The following is a 14,659-nucleotide window of genomic DNA, read 5'->3' on the forward strand; positions in this document are numbered from 1 at the left end:
GACAGTGATTTGGGGGGTAAACCGGCAGGGACGCCGGTTTAGCCGCGCTGGGCCAAGGATGGCCCATCGCGGCGGCCCCCCAAATCACTGGCGGATTGCGGGCATGCCGAGCCATAGCGAGGCACCGAGTGTTGGGGCGAGGACCTTTTGCTTACTTTTGACTGGGCCGGCATTCCGGTCCTTGCAAAAGTGAGCCGCCGTAAGGGCGGAACCATAGGCCGCCGTTACCGCAGCAACGGATATGTACACCTACCCCCCCAAAAAAACATTCGGGATTGATGTATAGCCTGATTAGGCTAAGGTGCTGCCCACACGCGTCCACCGCCGAGGCATCCCATGCGCCACCTGATTTTCGCCAGTGTCTGCCTGCTGACCACCGCCCTGACCGGCTGCCAGCAGACCCCGCCGGCCAACGACCAACTCGACGCCGTGCTCTGGACCCAGACCTCCATCGAACACGAGTTGATCTACCGCCAGCTGTTCGCCAACGCCACCCGCCAACTCGACGTGGCCCTGGCCGACCCGACCTGGGATGCCCTGCCCTTTCCACCCCGCAACCTGAACGGTTTACCTCCAGCGGTGGTGGTGGATATCGACGAAACCCTGCTGGACAACGTGCCGCTGAACGCGCGCGACATCATTAACAATCAAATCTATTCCTACGATCGCTGGAACACCTGGGTCGACCAGGCCAAGGCCCAGGCATTGCCGGGCGCAGTGGCTTTCCTGCAAGCCGCCGAGCAAAAAGGCATCAAGGTTTACTACCTCACCAACCGCGAACACAGCCAGGTCGCGGCCACTGTCGCCAACCTGCGCCTGCGTGGTTTTCCGGTGACCAGTGACACGCAGGTCCTGGCCGCCAGCACGCCAATCGGCCATTGCGAAAGCGCCGGCTACGGCAAGACATGTCGCCGTCAGTGGGTCGCCAGCCATGCCCGCGTATTGCTGATGGCCGGGGACTCGCTGGGTGATTTCGTGCAGGCCGACCACAACACCCTGGCCGCCCAACGCAAGGCAGTCGAACCCTATGTGAGCTGGCTGGGGCAGCGCTGGTTCCTGCTGCCGAACCCGAGTTACGGCAACTGGTACAGCGCGCCGTATGGGGATGATGAGAAGTTGCCGTTTGAACAAAAACGCAAGCTCAAACAGCAGGCATTGCAGTTGGAACAATAAGAGGCTGGCTGGTGCTCAGGCTTTGATGTTCTGCCGAATGTTCCAGCCAAACTTCACTGGCCCGCCGTCCTTGGTACCGTCGGCCTTCTGCGGCTGGTAGCTGACGTCGACGCTGGCGAAGTTGAGGGCGAAGCGGTCATGCACGACGTCGGTGTTGCTTTCAGCATTCGTGCTGTAGGACACCACCATGACTTCCTTCAGGGTGATCACCAGATACTCCACCGGGCTGGCACCGCCGGCCTTGCGTAGCACCAACCTGGCCTCGGGGTAATGCTTGCCGCTGGCGCAGGCCATCATCAGGTTGGGGCTGGATTTATCCAGCGGTTTTGTCAGGTTCAGGTTGGCGATATTGACCTTGCCCGCACCGCCGCCCGTACCGCTGTGCATCGAACCCGACTGCGACATGCCCCACGCCCATTGGGTGATGTCGATTTCGTCGCGATGAGCCTGGTCCCTTGATTCACCCTTGATATCACCCAGCTTCAAAAACATATCGACTGCCATGTTTGCTCCCTGCCTTGGTATACGTCGATAGTGACGTGGGGCGCACTTTTCCTCAGCCGCCGCGGCGCACGCAAGACGCTAACGCCGGTTAGAGACGCACCCGACGTGAAATGGCGAACCTTCCGACATTCAGCGCCACCTCCTCATCTTTAGGCTCTCGACTCCCGCAAAAACAGGAGTTAAGGATGGCGGCTTCCCTGCTCAAAGATGGACTCCCTTCGGCGCACCGCACCACACGTCAGCGGATTGAAAGCAGTATTGATCTGCGCAAGTTGTTCTTCACCATCGATAGCGACCCGGCACTGATTGGCGCGGGCGTGGTGTATATCGATGGCATGTTTAACGTGGTGGTACTGCGCGAGTTTCAGGCGATTTGCAGTGTGCGGCCGATCAAGGTCGTGCTGCGTGAGGCTCCGAAACATGTGGGGCCGGTGGAGTTCAAGCGGATGTTGGAGCATGAGCCGCGAGAGTCGGAATGGGTGGCTGAAGCGCTTGGCACGGCGGTGACCTGTACGGGGGCGATTCTGAGTTGGGTAGTCATTACCAGTGGCGTGATGTTGATGCCCTTTACGGCGGGGACGAGCGCGGTAATTACGTTTATCGGCAAGGCTGCTCTGGCTGCCAGTATGACCCAATGCGCCATCGGGTTAGGTCGAACCAGTGTAGAAGCGTTTGCGCCCCAATACCTTGATCTTCTGGATAACGAAACCTGGTATCAGGCCGTTGTTACGACGCTGGATGCCATTGCATTACTTGGCGTCGCCACTTCTGCCTTGACCACAATCAAAACAATAAACACAGCAACAAGAGTCACTGGCAAACCTCTCAAACAAGTACTCAAAGGTCTGAACCGGCAAGAACGAGCGAGACTGAATGATGAATTGCTCAGGCTTCGTGATCCTCGATTAACCCTAAAAATCCTCAAGGTGAAACAAGCCACCGGCGTATTACCAAAACGAATCAGTGCCACAGAAATGCAACTTGCTACCGCCAATCACATAAAAGACACCTTGGCTGCAACCCTGGGTTTCGCGAGCAGCTCGATGCCAGGAAATATCAAGACGTGGGCTATTGGTATCTACGAGGAAGTCAGCCAGTGAGCAAGCATGTACCAAAAAAAGGTCTTAGCGGATCCGAAAAGGATGAAATATATGAAGATCGCAAAGCCCTGACCTCTGAGGATCGCGCTTACGCATACTTCTATTTTGAGAACCCACAAACGTTCAGGAGACGCTACGCGCTAGTGATTGGCGCCGATCTAATTACCGGCTGCTCCACGATTGCAATGACTGCCGTCTTACTGTTGCTGACCTTTCTCTCCAGACTTCCGGAAGACCTTGCAATTAAGATCTGTTTTCTCGGCAGCATCGCAGCAGGCCTTGTCCTGTTTTTTTCCAAGGCTCAGGTCAACTATGGGCATATCCGCGCGGTATGGATCAGTGTCGGTATTTACTTAATTTGCTTGCTGATATCCCTACCCGCAATTGCGTACCGCCCGCCGCTTTTTCTCTACGCTATGTCACTGCTTAGCCCACTGACCGGCCTGCTGATCCTCAACAGCAACCGCTGCCGCGAACTGCGCCACAAGATGGTCGAAATCCGCCTCAAGCGCGAAGACATCATCGCCACCCTGAAAAAACAGGGCCGCTGGAAATGGTGGTGAGCGCCCTGCCACCTGTATTCGCTCAACGCCCATCAAGCCACGTTCTGCAACCGCCACAACAACTGCTCGCCACTCATCGCCGGCGCATACACATACCCCTGGCCCACCCTGCAGCCCATCGCCAGCAATTGCCGCTGCTGCTCCTGGGTTTCGATACCTTCCACCACCACGCTCATGCCCAGGCTATCGCCCAGCGCCAGGGTGCTGTGGATCACCGCGCAGCAGCGTGGGTCGGCGGTCATGCCGCGCACAAACTCGGCATCCAGCTTGATCTCGTTGAACGGCAGCTGACACAGCCGTTGCAAGGATGAAAACCCGGCGCCGAAGTCATCCAGGGACAGGTTGCAACCGAGCATGCGCAAACGCATCAGGCACGCCAGGCTGCTCGCCGAGGCTTCCAGCATGCCGCTTTCGGTCAGCTCGAAAGTCAAGCTGGAGCGCGGTGCCTTGAACGGCGCCATGACGTCTTTGATCTTCAAACTCAACCCGCCCTGAGCCAGCTGCTGAGCGTGCAGATTGAACGCCAGGTTCAAGGTCATGCCTCTTGCCCTGACGTGTTGTTGCAGGGTTAAGGCCTGGTGCATCTGTGCAAACAGCAATGGGTCGAGCAGCCCGCAACGCTCCAGCACCGGCATGAAGGCCATTGCCGGTAACAAACCGTAAAGCGGGTGCTGCCAGCGGCTCAACACTTCCACGCCGATCATCTCGTTGGTCCACAGGCTGAATTTGGGCTGGTAGTACGCGTGCAGCTGGCCGGCAGCTAATGCGTCGCATACTTGCGCCTGAGTAAACAATGGCAACGCAGGTGAAACCGCAGGCACGATCCCCCCAACAGGCTGATGACGATGCAATACCTCTTCGAGCTGATTGAGGGTCGCCAGCTTTTCGACATGGCCAAGCAAACACACGCCGAGCAGGCTGGTGAACTGTTGCAGGGCTTGGCTGATCCCGGTCGGCTGATGGCCGCTGACAATCACGCCATGCAGCCACCCTCGTTGCGCGGCATGTTGCAAAAACTCCAGCCCATCCATGCCGGACATGGACAAGTCGCACAGTACGACATCCACCCCGTGAACGCTTTCCAGGAGGGCCAAGGCTTCAATGGCATGCGTCGCCTCGATCACCGCATGCCCCAACCGTTTGAACCGGCTCACGACGACGGCGCGCTGAGAGGCTTGCTCCTCAAGGATCAGGACGCGTAAAGGCTGGCTCGTCATTGGCGTGGGCTCGTGGGTGGTGGACCCAACGATTGTCTAAAACTGCCCGGAAAAAGCGCGGATGTTTAATCCTTTATGAACGTAGGATATTTCTCAAAATACTAACTCCCGGCCAAAGGCAGCGGATCGGTTCAACGCTATCCGCCGCCTCAGGGTTTGCTACACCGGCTTGCCCATCAACGGGTCACTGATGCTATGCGCCCCCGTCTCAACCCGCCCCGCCACCCGGCGCACCCAGCCATGCTCATTACGCACGGTGAAGTCATACCAGCCACCGCTCGGCTGACGGGAGAATGTGCGTTGCTGCGAGCTGTGGCCAGCAATCTCCAGCAGCCATGGGCCTTGATGGGTGTAAGGGCAGCGCTTGATCGTCACCGAGGCTGGATGCTTGCTGGGGTTGATCACCGTCAGTTGAACGCTGTCCCCCTGGTAAGCCACTGACAGTTCGGGTTCGCGGCGTTGCAGATCACCCTTGAATGACCGGTGAAAGCCGTTCGGCCCCAATAGCCACAGGTCATAGCCACCAGCCACTGGCCAGGTATCACTGAGGTGCTGTTCGGCGCCAACGGTGTAGCGCCGTGGGATGTCTTCCAGGTGCAGTCGGTCGTAGACGTGGAAGACCGCGCCCTGTTCGCCATGGTTGAAGAAGTTCAACGTCAGCTCACCGGCGCGACGATCAACGTCACCTTCGACGTTCAACTGGTATGGCAACGCACGGGATGGCCGAGCCATGCGCGCCTGATGCGGCGCCTGTTGCCGACCTTCAGCAGGCACCACAACCTGGGCCAGTTGTTCCTGGCGCTGGCGCAGCAAATCCGCCGCCCGGCGGGTGGTTTCATGCAGTGGCGGCAACAACTCGGTGTTGGGGTTGACGAAGTTGAACGCCGAGGTGAGGTCGCCGCATACGGCGCGGCGCCAGGCGCTGATATTGGGCTCGCGCACCTGGAAGCGCTTCTCCAGAAATTGCAGCACCGAGGTGTGATCGAACGCCTGGGAGTTGACCCAACCGCCGCGGCTCCAGGGCGACAGCACCAGCATCGGCACCCGTGGGCCAGGGCCGTAAACACCACCGTCAGGCGCAGGCTGTTGCGTGGTGCCGGGCGGCGCCGGGTGCGTGAAGATTTCGCTGTCGAACTTGACCGTGGATTTACCGGCAAAGCTGCCATCGGCACGCTTGGACGGGGCTGACGGTGAAGGGACGTGGTCGAAGAAACCGTCGTTTTCATCGTAGTTGACCAGCAATACAGTCTTGCTCCAAACCTCCGGGTTTTCAGTCAGCGACTTGAGAATCTCCTGGGTGAACCAGCCACCCTGCACCGGGCTCGAAGGCCCAGGATGTTCGGAGTAATTGGCCGGGGCGACCAGCCAGCTCACCTGAGGCAAGCGGCCGTGTTTTATGTCATCGCGAAAGCCCTGGATGATCGCTTCCAGGTCACTGCCGTTTGCCGATGGCAGTGTGTTGCCGTTGCCTTTGTACAACGGCACGCGGGCGTTGAGTTGATCGCTGTAGGGCACAAAGGCCTTGAAGTCTTTCGGCGGTTCCGCCGGGTTACCGGCCGCGACACTGGCGGCGCGGTACTGGCGAAAACCAGCCAGCGGGTTGTCGCCAAAGTTATCCGGCAAGAACTGGTAGACCTTCCAACTCACGCCCGCCTCTTCCAGACGCTCAGGGTAGGTTTTCCAGGTGTAACCCACGCTCACTGCGCCAGGGCCGTCCCATTCATTGACCACCGCAGCCACATTGGCGCCGGTCGGGCCGTTGGTGCCGGTCCAATGGAACAGCCGGTTCGGGTTGGTGCCGGCGTGCACCGAACAGTGGTAGGCATCGCACAGGGTAAAGGTGTTGGCCAACGCAAACTGGAACGGCAATTCCTGCTCGCGGTAATAGCCCATTGACGTGTTGGTCTTGTAGGTTGGCCAGGCATTCATGCGGCCGCTGCCCCAGGCGGCGTGTTCGTCAACCCAGGAATGTGGCGTGCCGTCGACACGCTGGGCATTGCCGCGTGAACTGTCCAAATGATAAGGCAATACGCGCCGTCCCTTGCCCTGTTGCTCCCAGACTTTGCGGCCGCCCGGCAGCGGAATGGTGAAGCGGTCGCTGAAACCACGTACGCCGGGCAAGGTGCCGAAGTAGTGGTCGAACGCGCGGTTTTCCTGCATCAGGATGACTACGTGTTCCACATCCATAATCGTGCCGGTGCGGTTGTTGGCGGGGATCGCCAGCGCCTGGCGGATGGAGTCGGGTAGCAGGGTGTAGGCGGAGCCGATGGCGGCGGCCTTCAGCAGGGTGCGGCGGGTGAGAGTTGGCATGGCACTAATCAATCCCTGGGGTGCTTGAGATAAAAACGCTCAAGACAAAGTAGAGACTGCAAGCGACAAAAAGGTGACATGCGGTTACTGACAATCCGATGATCTGTTCACGGGCCTGCCACCAATGGTGGTGAGCAGCTTGTTGTGGCTAGAGGCTTATTGTGGCAAACAGGCTTGTTGTGGCAAGCCTGCTCGCCACAACAAGCCACAGCAAGCAAGCTATCCATAACAGCGCATTCAATAGAGTCAGGCCGTTCTGGCCGCAATCGCCTCCACTTCCACCAGCGCCCCTGGCAACGGCAATGCCACCACCTGCAACGCCGTGCGCGCAGGCTTGTTCGGCTGCTCTGGCGTGGCGAAGAACTGCGTGTAACCACGCTGCAACCCGGCAAAGTCGAGCTTGCCGTCGGTCTCTTCGCCCCCCACCAGAAACACGCGCAATTGCACGATATCGCCCAGGTCCAGGTCTTGCTGCTGGAGGATCTTGCGCAGCTTGTTGAACACCGACACCGTCTGCACTTCGGTATTGCCGTAAACCCCTGGCACGTTCGGGTCGGCCAGGTCGGGCAAGGTGCCGCTGACGAAAATCAGGCTGGCGGAGGCCGGTACGGTGACGGTTTGCGAGATGGGAAAATCGCCGACGCTGGTGCGTTGAATGCTGTCGCTCATGGTGATGCTCCTCAGGAGGCGGCGAGTGCCGCAATCTGTTGTTGTTGGGTAACGCGCTCGGCCAGCTGCGCGACCACATGCCGCGCCGAGTTGGCTGCCGACTCCTGCCAGATGCCCACACCGCTTTGCACCAGGCCGTCGCCGGCGAAGTACACGCGGCCGTGGGCCTGTTCCAGCAAGGCACTGGCGTCGGCCGGGAAGTGTTCGCGTTGCAGCCATGGGCCTTCGCTGTAGGGGATCTGTTCCCAGGACACCGCCAGCGGGTGGCGCAGGTGTTTTGAATAACCCGGATGCAGCAGTTCCACGGCTTCTTTGGACGTGGCGTACTGCCGGTCGAACGGCTTGGCACCAAATACGTCGGCGCCCTCCCCGGTCACGTAACCGGCCACCAGCAAACCGTCGCGGGTGTTGAGGTCGTTGCTGGGGTACCACAGCAGGCGCGCCGGGTGTTCGATCCACGACAGGCCGCCGTAGGTTCGATAGTCGGTTTCCCAGAAGCGCGGCGATTGCCACGCCACTTTGGTCGCCTGATCACTGCGGGTGCTGAGCAAGGCGGCTTTGACCGGGTCGCTGAAGTCGGTGTCGAGTTTGGCCAACAGCGGCAACGGCAAGGTCGAGACCAGGTAATCGGCGCGCACCACCTGTTCGCGGCCGCTGAGCTGGTCGTGGTAGGTCACCGCCACGCCGTCTTCAAGCTGGCGGATCTGCCGCACCTGGGCGCCGAGTTGCACGTGCTCGCGCACGCGCTGGTAGAAGGCGTCGGTGATGCGGTCCATGCCGCCGACAGGTTGGAACATGGTGGCGGAAAATTCCGGGAATTCGGTGTGCAATAACGCGCCCCACAACTCCGGATGCAGCAGCCGGTCCAGCGCCAGCGGGCTGCGGCTGGCGGGCAGTGCGCCGGGGTGGGCAGGCGACTCCAGGTGACCGGAGCGCAAGCTGCCTTCAAAGGCCAGTTCCTGCGACAGATCGCCATACACCTGCAAAAACGCCAGCAAGCGCGTGCGCTCTTCACTGCTCAACACATCATCGAGGGCATCGCGCTGCACGGCTTTGGCCAGCAAGCCGGACAAATGCCCGCGCGTGTCATTGATCGCCTGGCCGACGGTGAACGCCGGCTGTTGCAGGTCGGGCCGCACCTGGGCGCCGTGGCTGCTGTTGACCAGCACTTCCAGCGGCACACCCAGCTCGCTGCAATAGTCGAGAAGCGTGCGGTGCTGGCTCGGAATCCTGGCGGGACCGGCGTTGAAATACAGGCCGTTATCAAACGCTACGGTTTGCGTGCGGCCGTCCTTGTAGTCCACGCGGTCGCCATTGCGCAGGGTCCAGGTGCGCCCGCCCACGCGGTTGCGGGCCTCCAGTATTTGCACGCTGAACCCGGCGCGGCTGAGTTCCAGGGCCGTCACCAACCCGGCAATCCCGGCGCCCAGCACCAGCACACGAGTGCCCTGCCCCAGGCCCGCGTTGAGTTTCAGCGGTTGCGGGCGGCGATGTGACGACGGCCCCAAACCCAATACCGCCAATGCATCCTTGACGGCCTTTTCGCCGCCTACAGCAGCGATGCTCGACAGCGCTTCACGGCGTGTCAGTCCCATGTCGATGCTCCTAGTCCGGCAGGCCCGGTGGGTTGATCAGCGACGTGTCGACACGCTCGATGTCCAAACCCCAGCGTTGCAGCACCTGTTCGTATTGGCCGCCGGCGATCGCGCCTTCCAGGGCGGTGTGAATCGGTTGGATCAGGCCGTTGTCCTTGCGTGTGGTCACGGCAATATCTGCCTTCAACGGCCAGCCGCCGTTCACCGTGCCCACCAGCTTGATGCCACCGGTGACCGCCGCCGAATAGGCATACACCGAGTTAGGCCCGAACAGCGCATCGCTGCGACCCGATTGCACCGCCAGTTGCGCGGCGGCCTGGTCGTCGATGTATTGCAGGAGCGCAGGCTTGATACCGGCCTTTTCATTGGCCTCGTTCCAGGCCAGCAAGACCTTCTCCTGGTTGGTGCCGGAGCCGACGATGATCTTCAGCCCGGCAATGTCGGCGGCCTGTTTGATCTCGGTGATTTTGTTGGTGCTCTTGACGTAAAAGCCGAGCACATCCTGGCGATAGGTGGCGAAGTCAAAACGCTTCTTGCGCGCCTCGGTCACGGTGACGTTGCTGATCACCGCGTCGTACTTGCCGGAGCTGACGCCCAGCGGCCAATCCTCCCAACTGGTCTGCACCACATTGAGCTGCAGGCCGAGGCTGTCGGCCACCAGCTGCGCGGTGTCGGCTTCGCTGCCAATGGTGGTCTTGTCGTCATTGGCCAACAGCGCCAGCGGCGGCCCGGCCACGCCGGACACGGCCACGGTGAATTTGCCGGGCTGGGCGAACTTGAAGCCCGGCGGGATCTGCGCAATCGCCGCTTCATTGCGCGGTACATGGATACGCACGCGGTCGGGGCTGAAATCCACCTGTTGCACGGCGAACGCGGTTTGCGCAGCACCGACGGCAAGCGTCAGCAAGGCCACGCGGGCAGTATTGATGAACATGGGCAGTCACTCCTTGAACTAAAGCACCTTGCCCAGAAAGGCCACGGTGCGGGGATGTCGGGGTTGGCGGAACATCTGTTCGGGCGGGCCCTCTTCGATCAGTTGGCCGTCACACAGGAACACCACGTGGTCGGCCACTTCGCGGGCAAACCCAATTTCGTGGGTGACGATCACCAGGGTCACACCCAGTTGGGTCAGGCTTTTGATCACGTCGAGCACTTCGCCCACCAGCTCCGGGTCGAGGGCTGAGGTGGGTTCATCAAACAGCAGCACTTTGGGATCCAGCGCCAAGGCGCGGGCGATAGCCACGCGCTGTTGCTGGCCGCCGGAGAGCTGCCGTGGGTAGGCATCGACTTTGTCGGCCAGGCCGACCTTGGCCAGCAGCTCGCAGGCCTTGGCCTGCGCCTCGGCCTTGCTCCAGCGCTTGTGGGCCAGCGGTGCTTCGGCGACGTTTTCCCAGGCGGTGAGGTGCGGGAACAGGTTGAAGTTCTGGAACACAAAACCCACGTCGATGCGGCGCTTGAGAATCTCGCGTTCTTTCAATTCGTAGAGCAGGTCACCCTTGCGCCGATAGCCGACGTATTCACCGTCGATGGTGATGTGCCCGCTGTCGATTTTTTCCAGGTGGTTGATGGTGCGCAGCAAGGTGGATTTGCCCGAGCCGGACGGCCCGAGAATCACCGTGACCTTGCCTGGGTCGATGGTCAGGTCGATGTCTTTCAACACCTGCTGGTTGCCAAAGCGCTTGCCCACGCCCTGGATCTGAATGCGCCCGGCGCGTGCTTCAGCCATGGGTTTTCTCCTTGAGCCAGCCGCGCAGGCGTTGCAGCGGTGTGGGCGGCAGTACCCGCGCCGTACCACGTGCAAAGTGGCGCTCGACGTAGTACTGGGCGCTGGTCAGCACCGTGGTGATGATCAGGTACCACACGGTCGCCACCACCAGCAGCGGGATCACCGCCTGGGTGCGGTTGTAGATGACCTGCACGGTGTAGAACAGCTCCGGCAAGGCCAGCACGTAGACGATGGACGTGCCCTTGACCAGGCCGATGATTTCGTTGAAACCCGACGGCAAAATCGAGCGCAGCGCCTGGGGCAGGATGATGCGAAAAATCCGTCGCGAAGCCGGCAAACCGAGGGCCGCCGCCGCTTCATGCTGGCCGGCATCCACGCCAATCAAACCGCCACGAATGATCTCCGCCGCATAGGCGGCTTGCATCAGGCTCAGGCCCAACACCGCCACGGTGAATTGGCTGAGCACATCCACGGTCGACCACTCGGCGAACACCACGCTGGTGAGCGGCACGCCGAGCACGATGTGGTCATACAGGTAGGCAAAGTTGTAGAGGATGATCAGCACCAGCAGCGCCGGCATCGAGCGGAAAAACCAGATATAGCCCCAGGCCAACGCCGCCAGCAATGGCGAGCCCGACAGCCGTGCCAGCGCCAATGCAGTGCCGAAGAGGATGCTGAACACGGTACTGAGCAGCGTCAGCAGCAGCGTCTGGCCGAGGCCGCGCAGCACCGAGGCGGAAAAGAACCACTGGCCGAACACGCCCCACTCCCAACGCGGGTTGGTGGCCAGTGAATGCACGATGGCGAGCAGCACCAGCGCAGCGAAGATCGACCCGGCCCAGCGCCACGGGTGGCGGGCGGGAACCACTTGCAGGGCCTTGATGGGCGTTGCAACGCGGCGCTGGCGAACCGGGCTGACGTCTTCGATCAGGTCATAGGATTTGGCGACAATGGGCATGTTCTATTCCTCGCGGGTTGCGGCCTTAGAAGGCGTAAGTCAGCCGGGTGTAGTAGTACCCGCCGGTAAAACCGTAGGGCGAATAAGTGCCGTAGCTGGCGAGCATGGTGCTGCTCGGCACGCCTTGTTTCTTGGGGTAAAGGTCGAACAGGTTCTTGGCGCCGACGGCGATGTTGAGGGCTTTGGTGAGGTTGTAGCCAAGGTCGAGGTCAGTGATCCAGCGGGCGTTGTAAACCCGGTCCAGGTCGCGATTGGCCGAGGAATTGACCTCTTTGTAGGCGCCGTAGCGGGTCAGGGCCAGGTTGAGGTTGAAGCGGTCGATGCTCCAGTCGCCGCCGAGGATGAGTTTGGTCTTGGGCTGCACATCGGTGATCAGGCCACGGGCCTGGCGGTCCATCAGGTCATAGGGCGTGCCGAGGATATCGGTGGACGCCTTGTAGTTGAGGATCTTGGTCTGGTTCCAGTTGAATGCGGCGGTCCACTTCAAGGCGCCGAACTGGCCGAGGTCCTGGTTGTAGTTGCTGACCAGATCCACGCCCTTGGTGCGGGTGTCGGCGCCGTTGATAAAGTACTGGCCGCCGGAGGTGGAGTTGATGCCGTTGCTTTGCAGTACCTGAGTGACTTCGGGGCCGAGCAAGGTGCCGGTCAGGGTGATGCGGTCGCGCAGGTTGATCACGTAGGCGTCGGCGGTGAAGTTCAGGCGGTCGGTGGGCGTAAGGGTGAAACCCAGGCTGAAGTTGGTCGAGCGCTCGGGTTTCAACTCCTGGGCGCCGAGGGCCTTGGCCGCCGCCGAACCCACCGGCAATACGCCGTAGTTGATCGACTGATACACGCCGTCGACCACGCCATACGTGGTGGAGCGCGCGCTGAACAGGCTGTTGGCCAGGGACGGCGCACGGAAGCCATTGCTGACGGTGGCGCGCACGGCAAATTGCGGGGTGAAATCGTAGCGTGTGGTCAGCTTGCCGCTGCGGGTGGCGCCGACGCCTTCGTTGTAATGCTCGTAGCGAAAGGCGGTGCCGATGTACCAGTCCGGCAGCGGGTTGAAGCCCACATCGACGTAACTGGCGAGGCTGTTGCGCGAGGCGCTGCTTTCTTCATCCGGCGAAATGCCGTTGGTGACTTGCGCCCCGGATGACGCGCAGTTGCCGGGCGCCACGCAGTAGCCGCCATTGACATAAGACGCGTAGTCACCCGCCTGCACCTCATAGGTGTCGCGCCGATGTTCGAAGCCGTAGGACAGGTCCAACGGTTTTTGCAGGCCGACATCAAAGCCACGCTTGAAGTCGAGGTTGGTGGTCAGCTCGGTGGAAATCCAGGTGCCAGAAGTGAAGCTGTTGGGCGTGTACTCGCCCAGCGACGGGTTCTGGTTGTGGGTGGTGCCCTGCTCCGCTTCGTTGCGCCCGTAGGTGGTGGACAAATCCCAGTCCCACGCGCCAACGGTGCCTTTGCCGCCGAACGCGGCCTGGAAATCGTCCTCGTCGATGTACCAGGTCGGCGTGTACCCGGCCGGGTAGCCATTCGGCCCGGTGGTGATGGTGTTGGTGATGGTCGGCAGGCGGTAGTTCTGCCCCTGCTCGGCCTTGCGCCGCGAGTAGGTGGTGAAGGAATACAGGCTGAGGCTGTCATCAATCGGCAGCTCGGCGTTGTAGCCCAGGGTCAGCAGGTTGGTCTTGGGCGTGCCGTAACCGCCGTAGGTCGATCTGCCGGCCTGGTTGTAGGCTTGCTCATAGGTGTAGCCGTTGGCGCTGGCTTTGTTGTCGTCATTCTGGCTGCGGGCATCCAGGGCCAATTGCACGACGCCGCCGTTGCCGATTTCAAAACCCTTGTTGAGGCTTTGTTGCACGGTTTGCTTCTTGCCGTCGTAGCCCTGACCGACGTTGGTGACGGCGGTGCCGCTGGTATCAGCCTTGAGGATCACATTGATGACCCCGGCGATGGCATCCGAGCCGTACTGGGCGGCGGCGCCGTCGCGCAGCACTTCCACATGGTCGATGGCACTGATGGGGATCAAATCCAGGTCAGCCGGCGCCGCGCCGGTGTTGATGCCATTGATGTTCAGCGTGGCGCTGGTGTGACGACGTTTGCCGTTGACCAGCACCAGCACTTCGGCAGCACTCAAGCCCCGCAGGTTGGGCGCACGGGCAATGCCGCTGGCGTCCCAGCCGGTTTTTTCCGGCAGGGTCAGCGACGGGATCACCGCGCTCAAGGCTTCCATCAAGCCGGGCTTGCCGGTGCTTTGCAGTTGCCTGGCGCTGACCACATCGATCGGCACCGGGCTGCTGGTGACGGTGCGCTGCTCGGCGCCACGGTTACCGGTGACCACCACGGTGGACAGGGTGCTGTCGTCCTGGGCGGATGCAGTGCCGGCCAACAGGGCCAGCGTGAGTGCGGCGGTGGGGGGTAAAACTTGCTTCATGACCACTCCAGGCTTTCCGAATCGCGAAGTCGGGCAGTCGCGCGGGCGGGCGCGGTGCTCGTTTTTCAGGGTGCAGCTGCGATGGGAACTAGGTGTGGAGCGAGCGAGGGGTTTGAATCGGCAACATACGTTGAACTCCCTTCCAACGATTCTGCCGCGGGGTCTTTACCCGGTTATGGCGCGCAGAATCTGAATCACGCTGGGTACCATCCGAGGTCAGGGGTAGGCTGTTGCGATCAAACATAACGGAATGGATTTTAAAAATATAATGCTATTTGGGCATAAGCTAATATTCTCTACTTTCATTATTAGCGAATAACTTTATTCATATAAATAATGTTTTCCTGCTGATCGTTCCCACGCTCCGCGTGGGAATGCCTCATGGGACGCTCCGCGTCCCGCCCTGCAACCGGCAACCTTGTGAC

At 60.9% G+C, this 14,659-nt stretch carries 12 protein-coding genes; 3 read left to right on the forward strand and 9 right to left on the reverse strand.

The features are described from left to right. Positions 1-336 precede the first annotated feature (336 nt). Positions 337-1,173, forward strand: a complete 837-nt coding sequence (locus HBO41_RS27770; protein WP_169988545.1) for a 5'-nucleotidase, lipoprotein e(P4) family — start codon at positions 337-339, stop codon at positions 1,171-1,173. 15 nt (positions 1,174-1,188) lie between these two features. Here the strand turns inward: HBO41_RS27770 and HBO41_RS27775 are convergent, their stop codons facing one another. Further along, complete coding sequence (locus tag HBO41_RS27775) at positions 1,189-1,677, reverse strand: type VI secretion system tube protein Hcp (RefSeq protein ID WP_169988547.1); 489 nt, start codon at positions 1,675-1,677, stop codon at positions 1,189-1,191. Between the two features lie 185 nt (positions 1,678-1,862). Here HBO41_RS27775 and HBO41_RS27780 point away from each other — a divergent pair, with 185 nt between their 5' ends. After that, positions 1,863-2,777 carry an NAD synthetase gene (locus tag HBO41_RS27780; RefSeq protein ID WP_169988549.1) on the forward strand — a complete coding sequence of 305 codons (915 nt, stop codon included), beginning with the start codon at positions 1,863-1,865 and terminating at the stop codon, positions 2,775-2,777. Then, complete coding sequence (locus tag HBO41_RS27785; protein ID WP_017138715.1) at positions 2,774-3,340, forward strand: hypothetical protein; 567 nt, start codon at positions 2,774-2,776, stop codon at positions 3,338-3,340. Before HBO41_RS27780 ends, HBO41_RS27785 begins: the two co-directional genes overlap by 4 nt. 32 nt (positions 3,341-3,372) lie before the next feature. Here HBO41_RS27785 and HBO41_RS27790 read toward each other — a convergent pair whose 3' ends face one another. The 8 genes from HBO41_RS27790 to HBO41_RS27825 form a co-directional block, all read right to left on the reverse strand. Continuing rightward, positions 3,373-4,557 (reverse strand): EAL domain-containing protein, encoded by a 1,185-nt coding sequence (locus HBO41_RS27790; protein ID WP_169988551.1) that lies wholly within the window; start codon positions 4,555-4,557, stop codon positions 3,373-3,375. Positions 4,558-4,716: 159 nt separating this feature from the next. Then, entirely contained in the window at positions 4,717-6,867 is a 2,151-nt protein-coding gene (locus tag HBO41_RS27795) for a phosphocholine-specific phospholipase C (RefSeq protein WP_169988553.1), read from the reverse strand. 246 nt (positions 6,868-7,113) lie between these two features. Continuing rightward, positions 7,114-7,536: a RidA family protein gene (locus tag HBO41_RS27800; RefSeq protein WP_169988555.1), complete on the reverse strand. Its 423-nt coding sequence runs from the start codon at positions 7,534-7,536 to the stop codon at positions 7,114-7,116. A gap of 11 nt (positions 7,537-7,547) precedes the next feature. Beyond that, positions 7,548-9,131, reverse strand: coding sequence for an FAD-dependent oxidoreductase (locus tag HBO41_RS27805; protein WP_169988557.1), 1,584 nt, complete (start codon positions 9,129-9,131; stop codon positions 7,548-7,550). 10 nt (positions 9,132-9,141) lie between these two features. Beyond that, complete coding sequence (locus tag HBO41_RS27810) at positions 9,142-10,065, reverse strand: ABC transporter substrate-binding protein (RefSeq protein WP_017138709.1); 924 nt, start codon at positions 10,063-10,065, stop codon at positions 9,142-9,144. Between the two features lie 18 nt (positions 10,066-10,083). Beyond that, positions 10,084-10,857 (reverse strand): amino acid ABC transporter ATP-binding protein, encoded by a 774-nt coding sequence (locus tag HBO41_RS27815; protein ID WP_169988559.1) that lies wholly within the window; start codon positions 10,855-10,857, stop codon positions 10,084-10,086. Continuing rightward, positions 10,850-11,815: an amino acid ABC transporter permease gene (locus tag HBO41_RS27820; protein WP_169988561.1), complete on the reverse strand. Its 966-nt coding sequence runs from the start codon at positions 11,813-11,815 to the stop codon at positions 10,850-10,852. Before HBO41_RS27820 ends, HBO41_RS27815 begins: the two co-directional genes overlap by 8 nt. A 25-nt stretch (positions 11,816-11,840) precedes the next feature. Continuing rightward, positions 11,841-14,234: a TonB-dependent siderophore receptor gene (locus HBO41_RS27825; protein WP_169988563.1), complete on the reverse strand. Its 2,394-nt coding sequence runs from the start codon at positions 14,232-14,234 to the stop codon at positions 11,841-11,843. Positions 14,235-14,659 lie beyond the last annotated feature (425 nt).

The organism is Pseudomonas sp. WS 5146, assembly GCF_012985495.1.
In the GTDB taxonomy this organism is placed as follows: Bacteria; Pseudomonadota; Gammaproteobacteria; order Pseudomonadales; family Pseudomonadaceae; genus Aquipseudomonas; species Aquipseudomonas edaphica.

Coding starts and splice junctions, on each gene's coding strand:
- HBO41_RS27805 (WP_169988557.1), bottom strand. CDS start 9,131: ATGGGACTGACACGCCGTGAAGCGCTGTCGAGCATCGCTGCTGTAGGC.
- HBO41_RS27780 (WP_169988549.1), top strand. CDS start 1,863: ATGGCGGCTTCCCTGCTCAAAGATGGACTCCCTTCGGCGCACCGCACC.
- HBO41_RS27775 (WP_169988547.1), bottom strand. CDS start 1,677: ATGGCAGTCGATATGTTTTTGAAGCTGGGTGATATCAAGGGTGAATCA.
- HBO41_RS27815 (WP_169988559.1), bottom strand. CDS start 10,857: ATGGCTGAAGCACGCGCCGGGCGCATTCAGATCCAGGGCGTGGGCAAG.
- HBO41_RS27810 (WP_017138709.1), bottom strand. CDS start 10,065: ATGTTCATCAATACTGCCCGCGTGGCCTTGCTGACGCTTGCCGTCGGT.
- HBO41_RS27790 (WP_169988551.1), bottom strand. CDS start 4,557: ATGACGAGCCAGCCTTTACGCGTCCTGATCCTTGAGGAGCAAGCCTCT.
- HBO41_RS27820 (WP_169988561.1), bottom strand. CDS start 11,815: ATGCCCATTGTCGCCAAATCCTATGACCTGATCGAAGACGTCAGCCCG.
- HBO41_RS27795 (WP_169988553.1), bottom strand. CDS start 6,867: ATGCCAACTCTCACCCGCCGCACCCTGCTGAAGGCCGCCGCCATCGGC.
- HBO41_RS27800 (WP_169988555.1), bottom strand. CDS start 7,536: ATGAGCGACAGCATTCAACGCACCAGCGTCGGCGATTTTCCCATCTCG.
- HBO41_RS27770 (WP_169988545.1), top strand. CDS start 337: ATGCGCCACCTGATTTTCGCCAGTGTCTGCCTGCTGACCACCGCCCTG.
- HBO41_RS27825 (WP_169988563.1), bottom strand. CDS start 14,234: ATGAAGCAAGTTTTACCCCCCACCGCCGCACTCACGCTGGCCCTGTTG.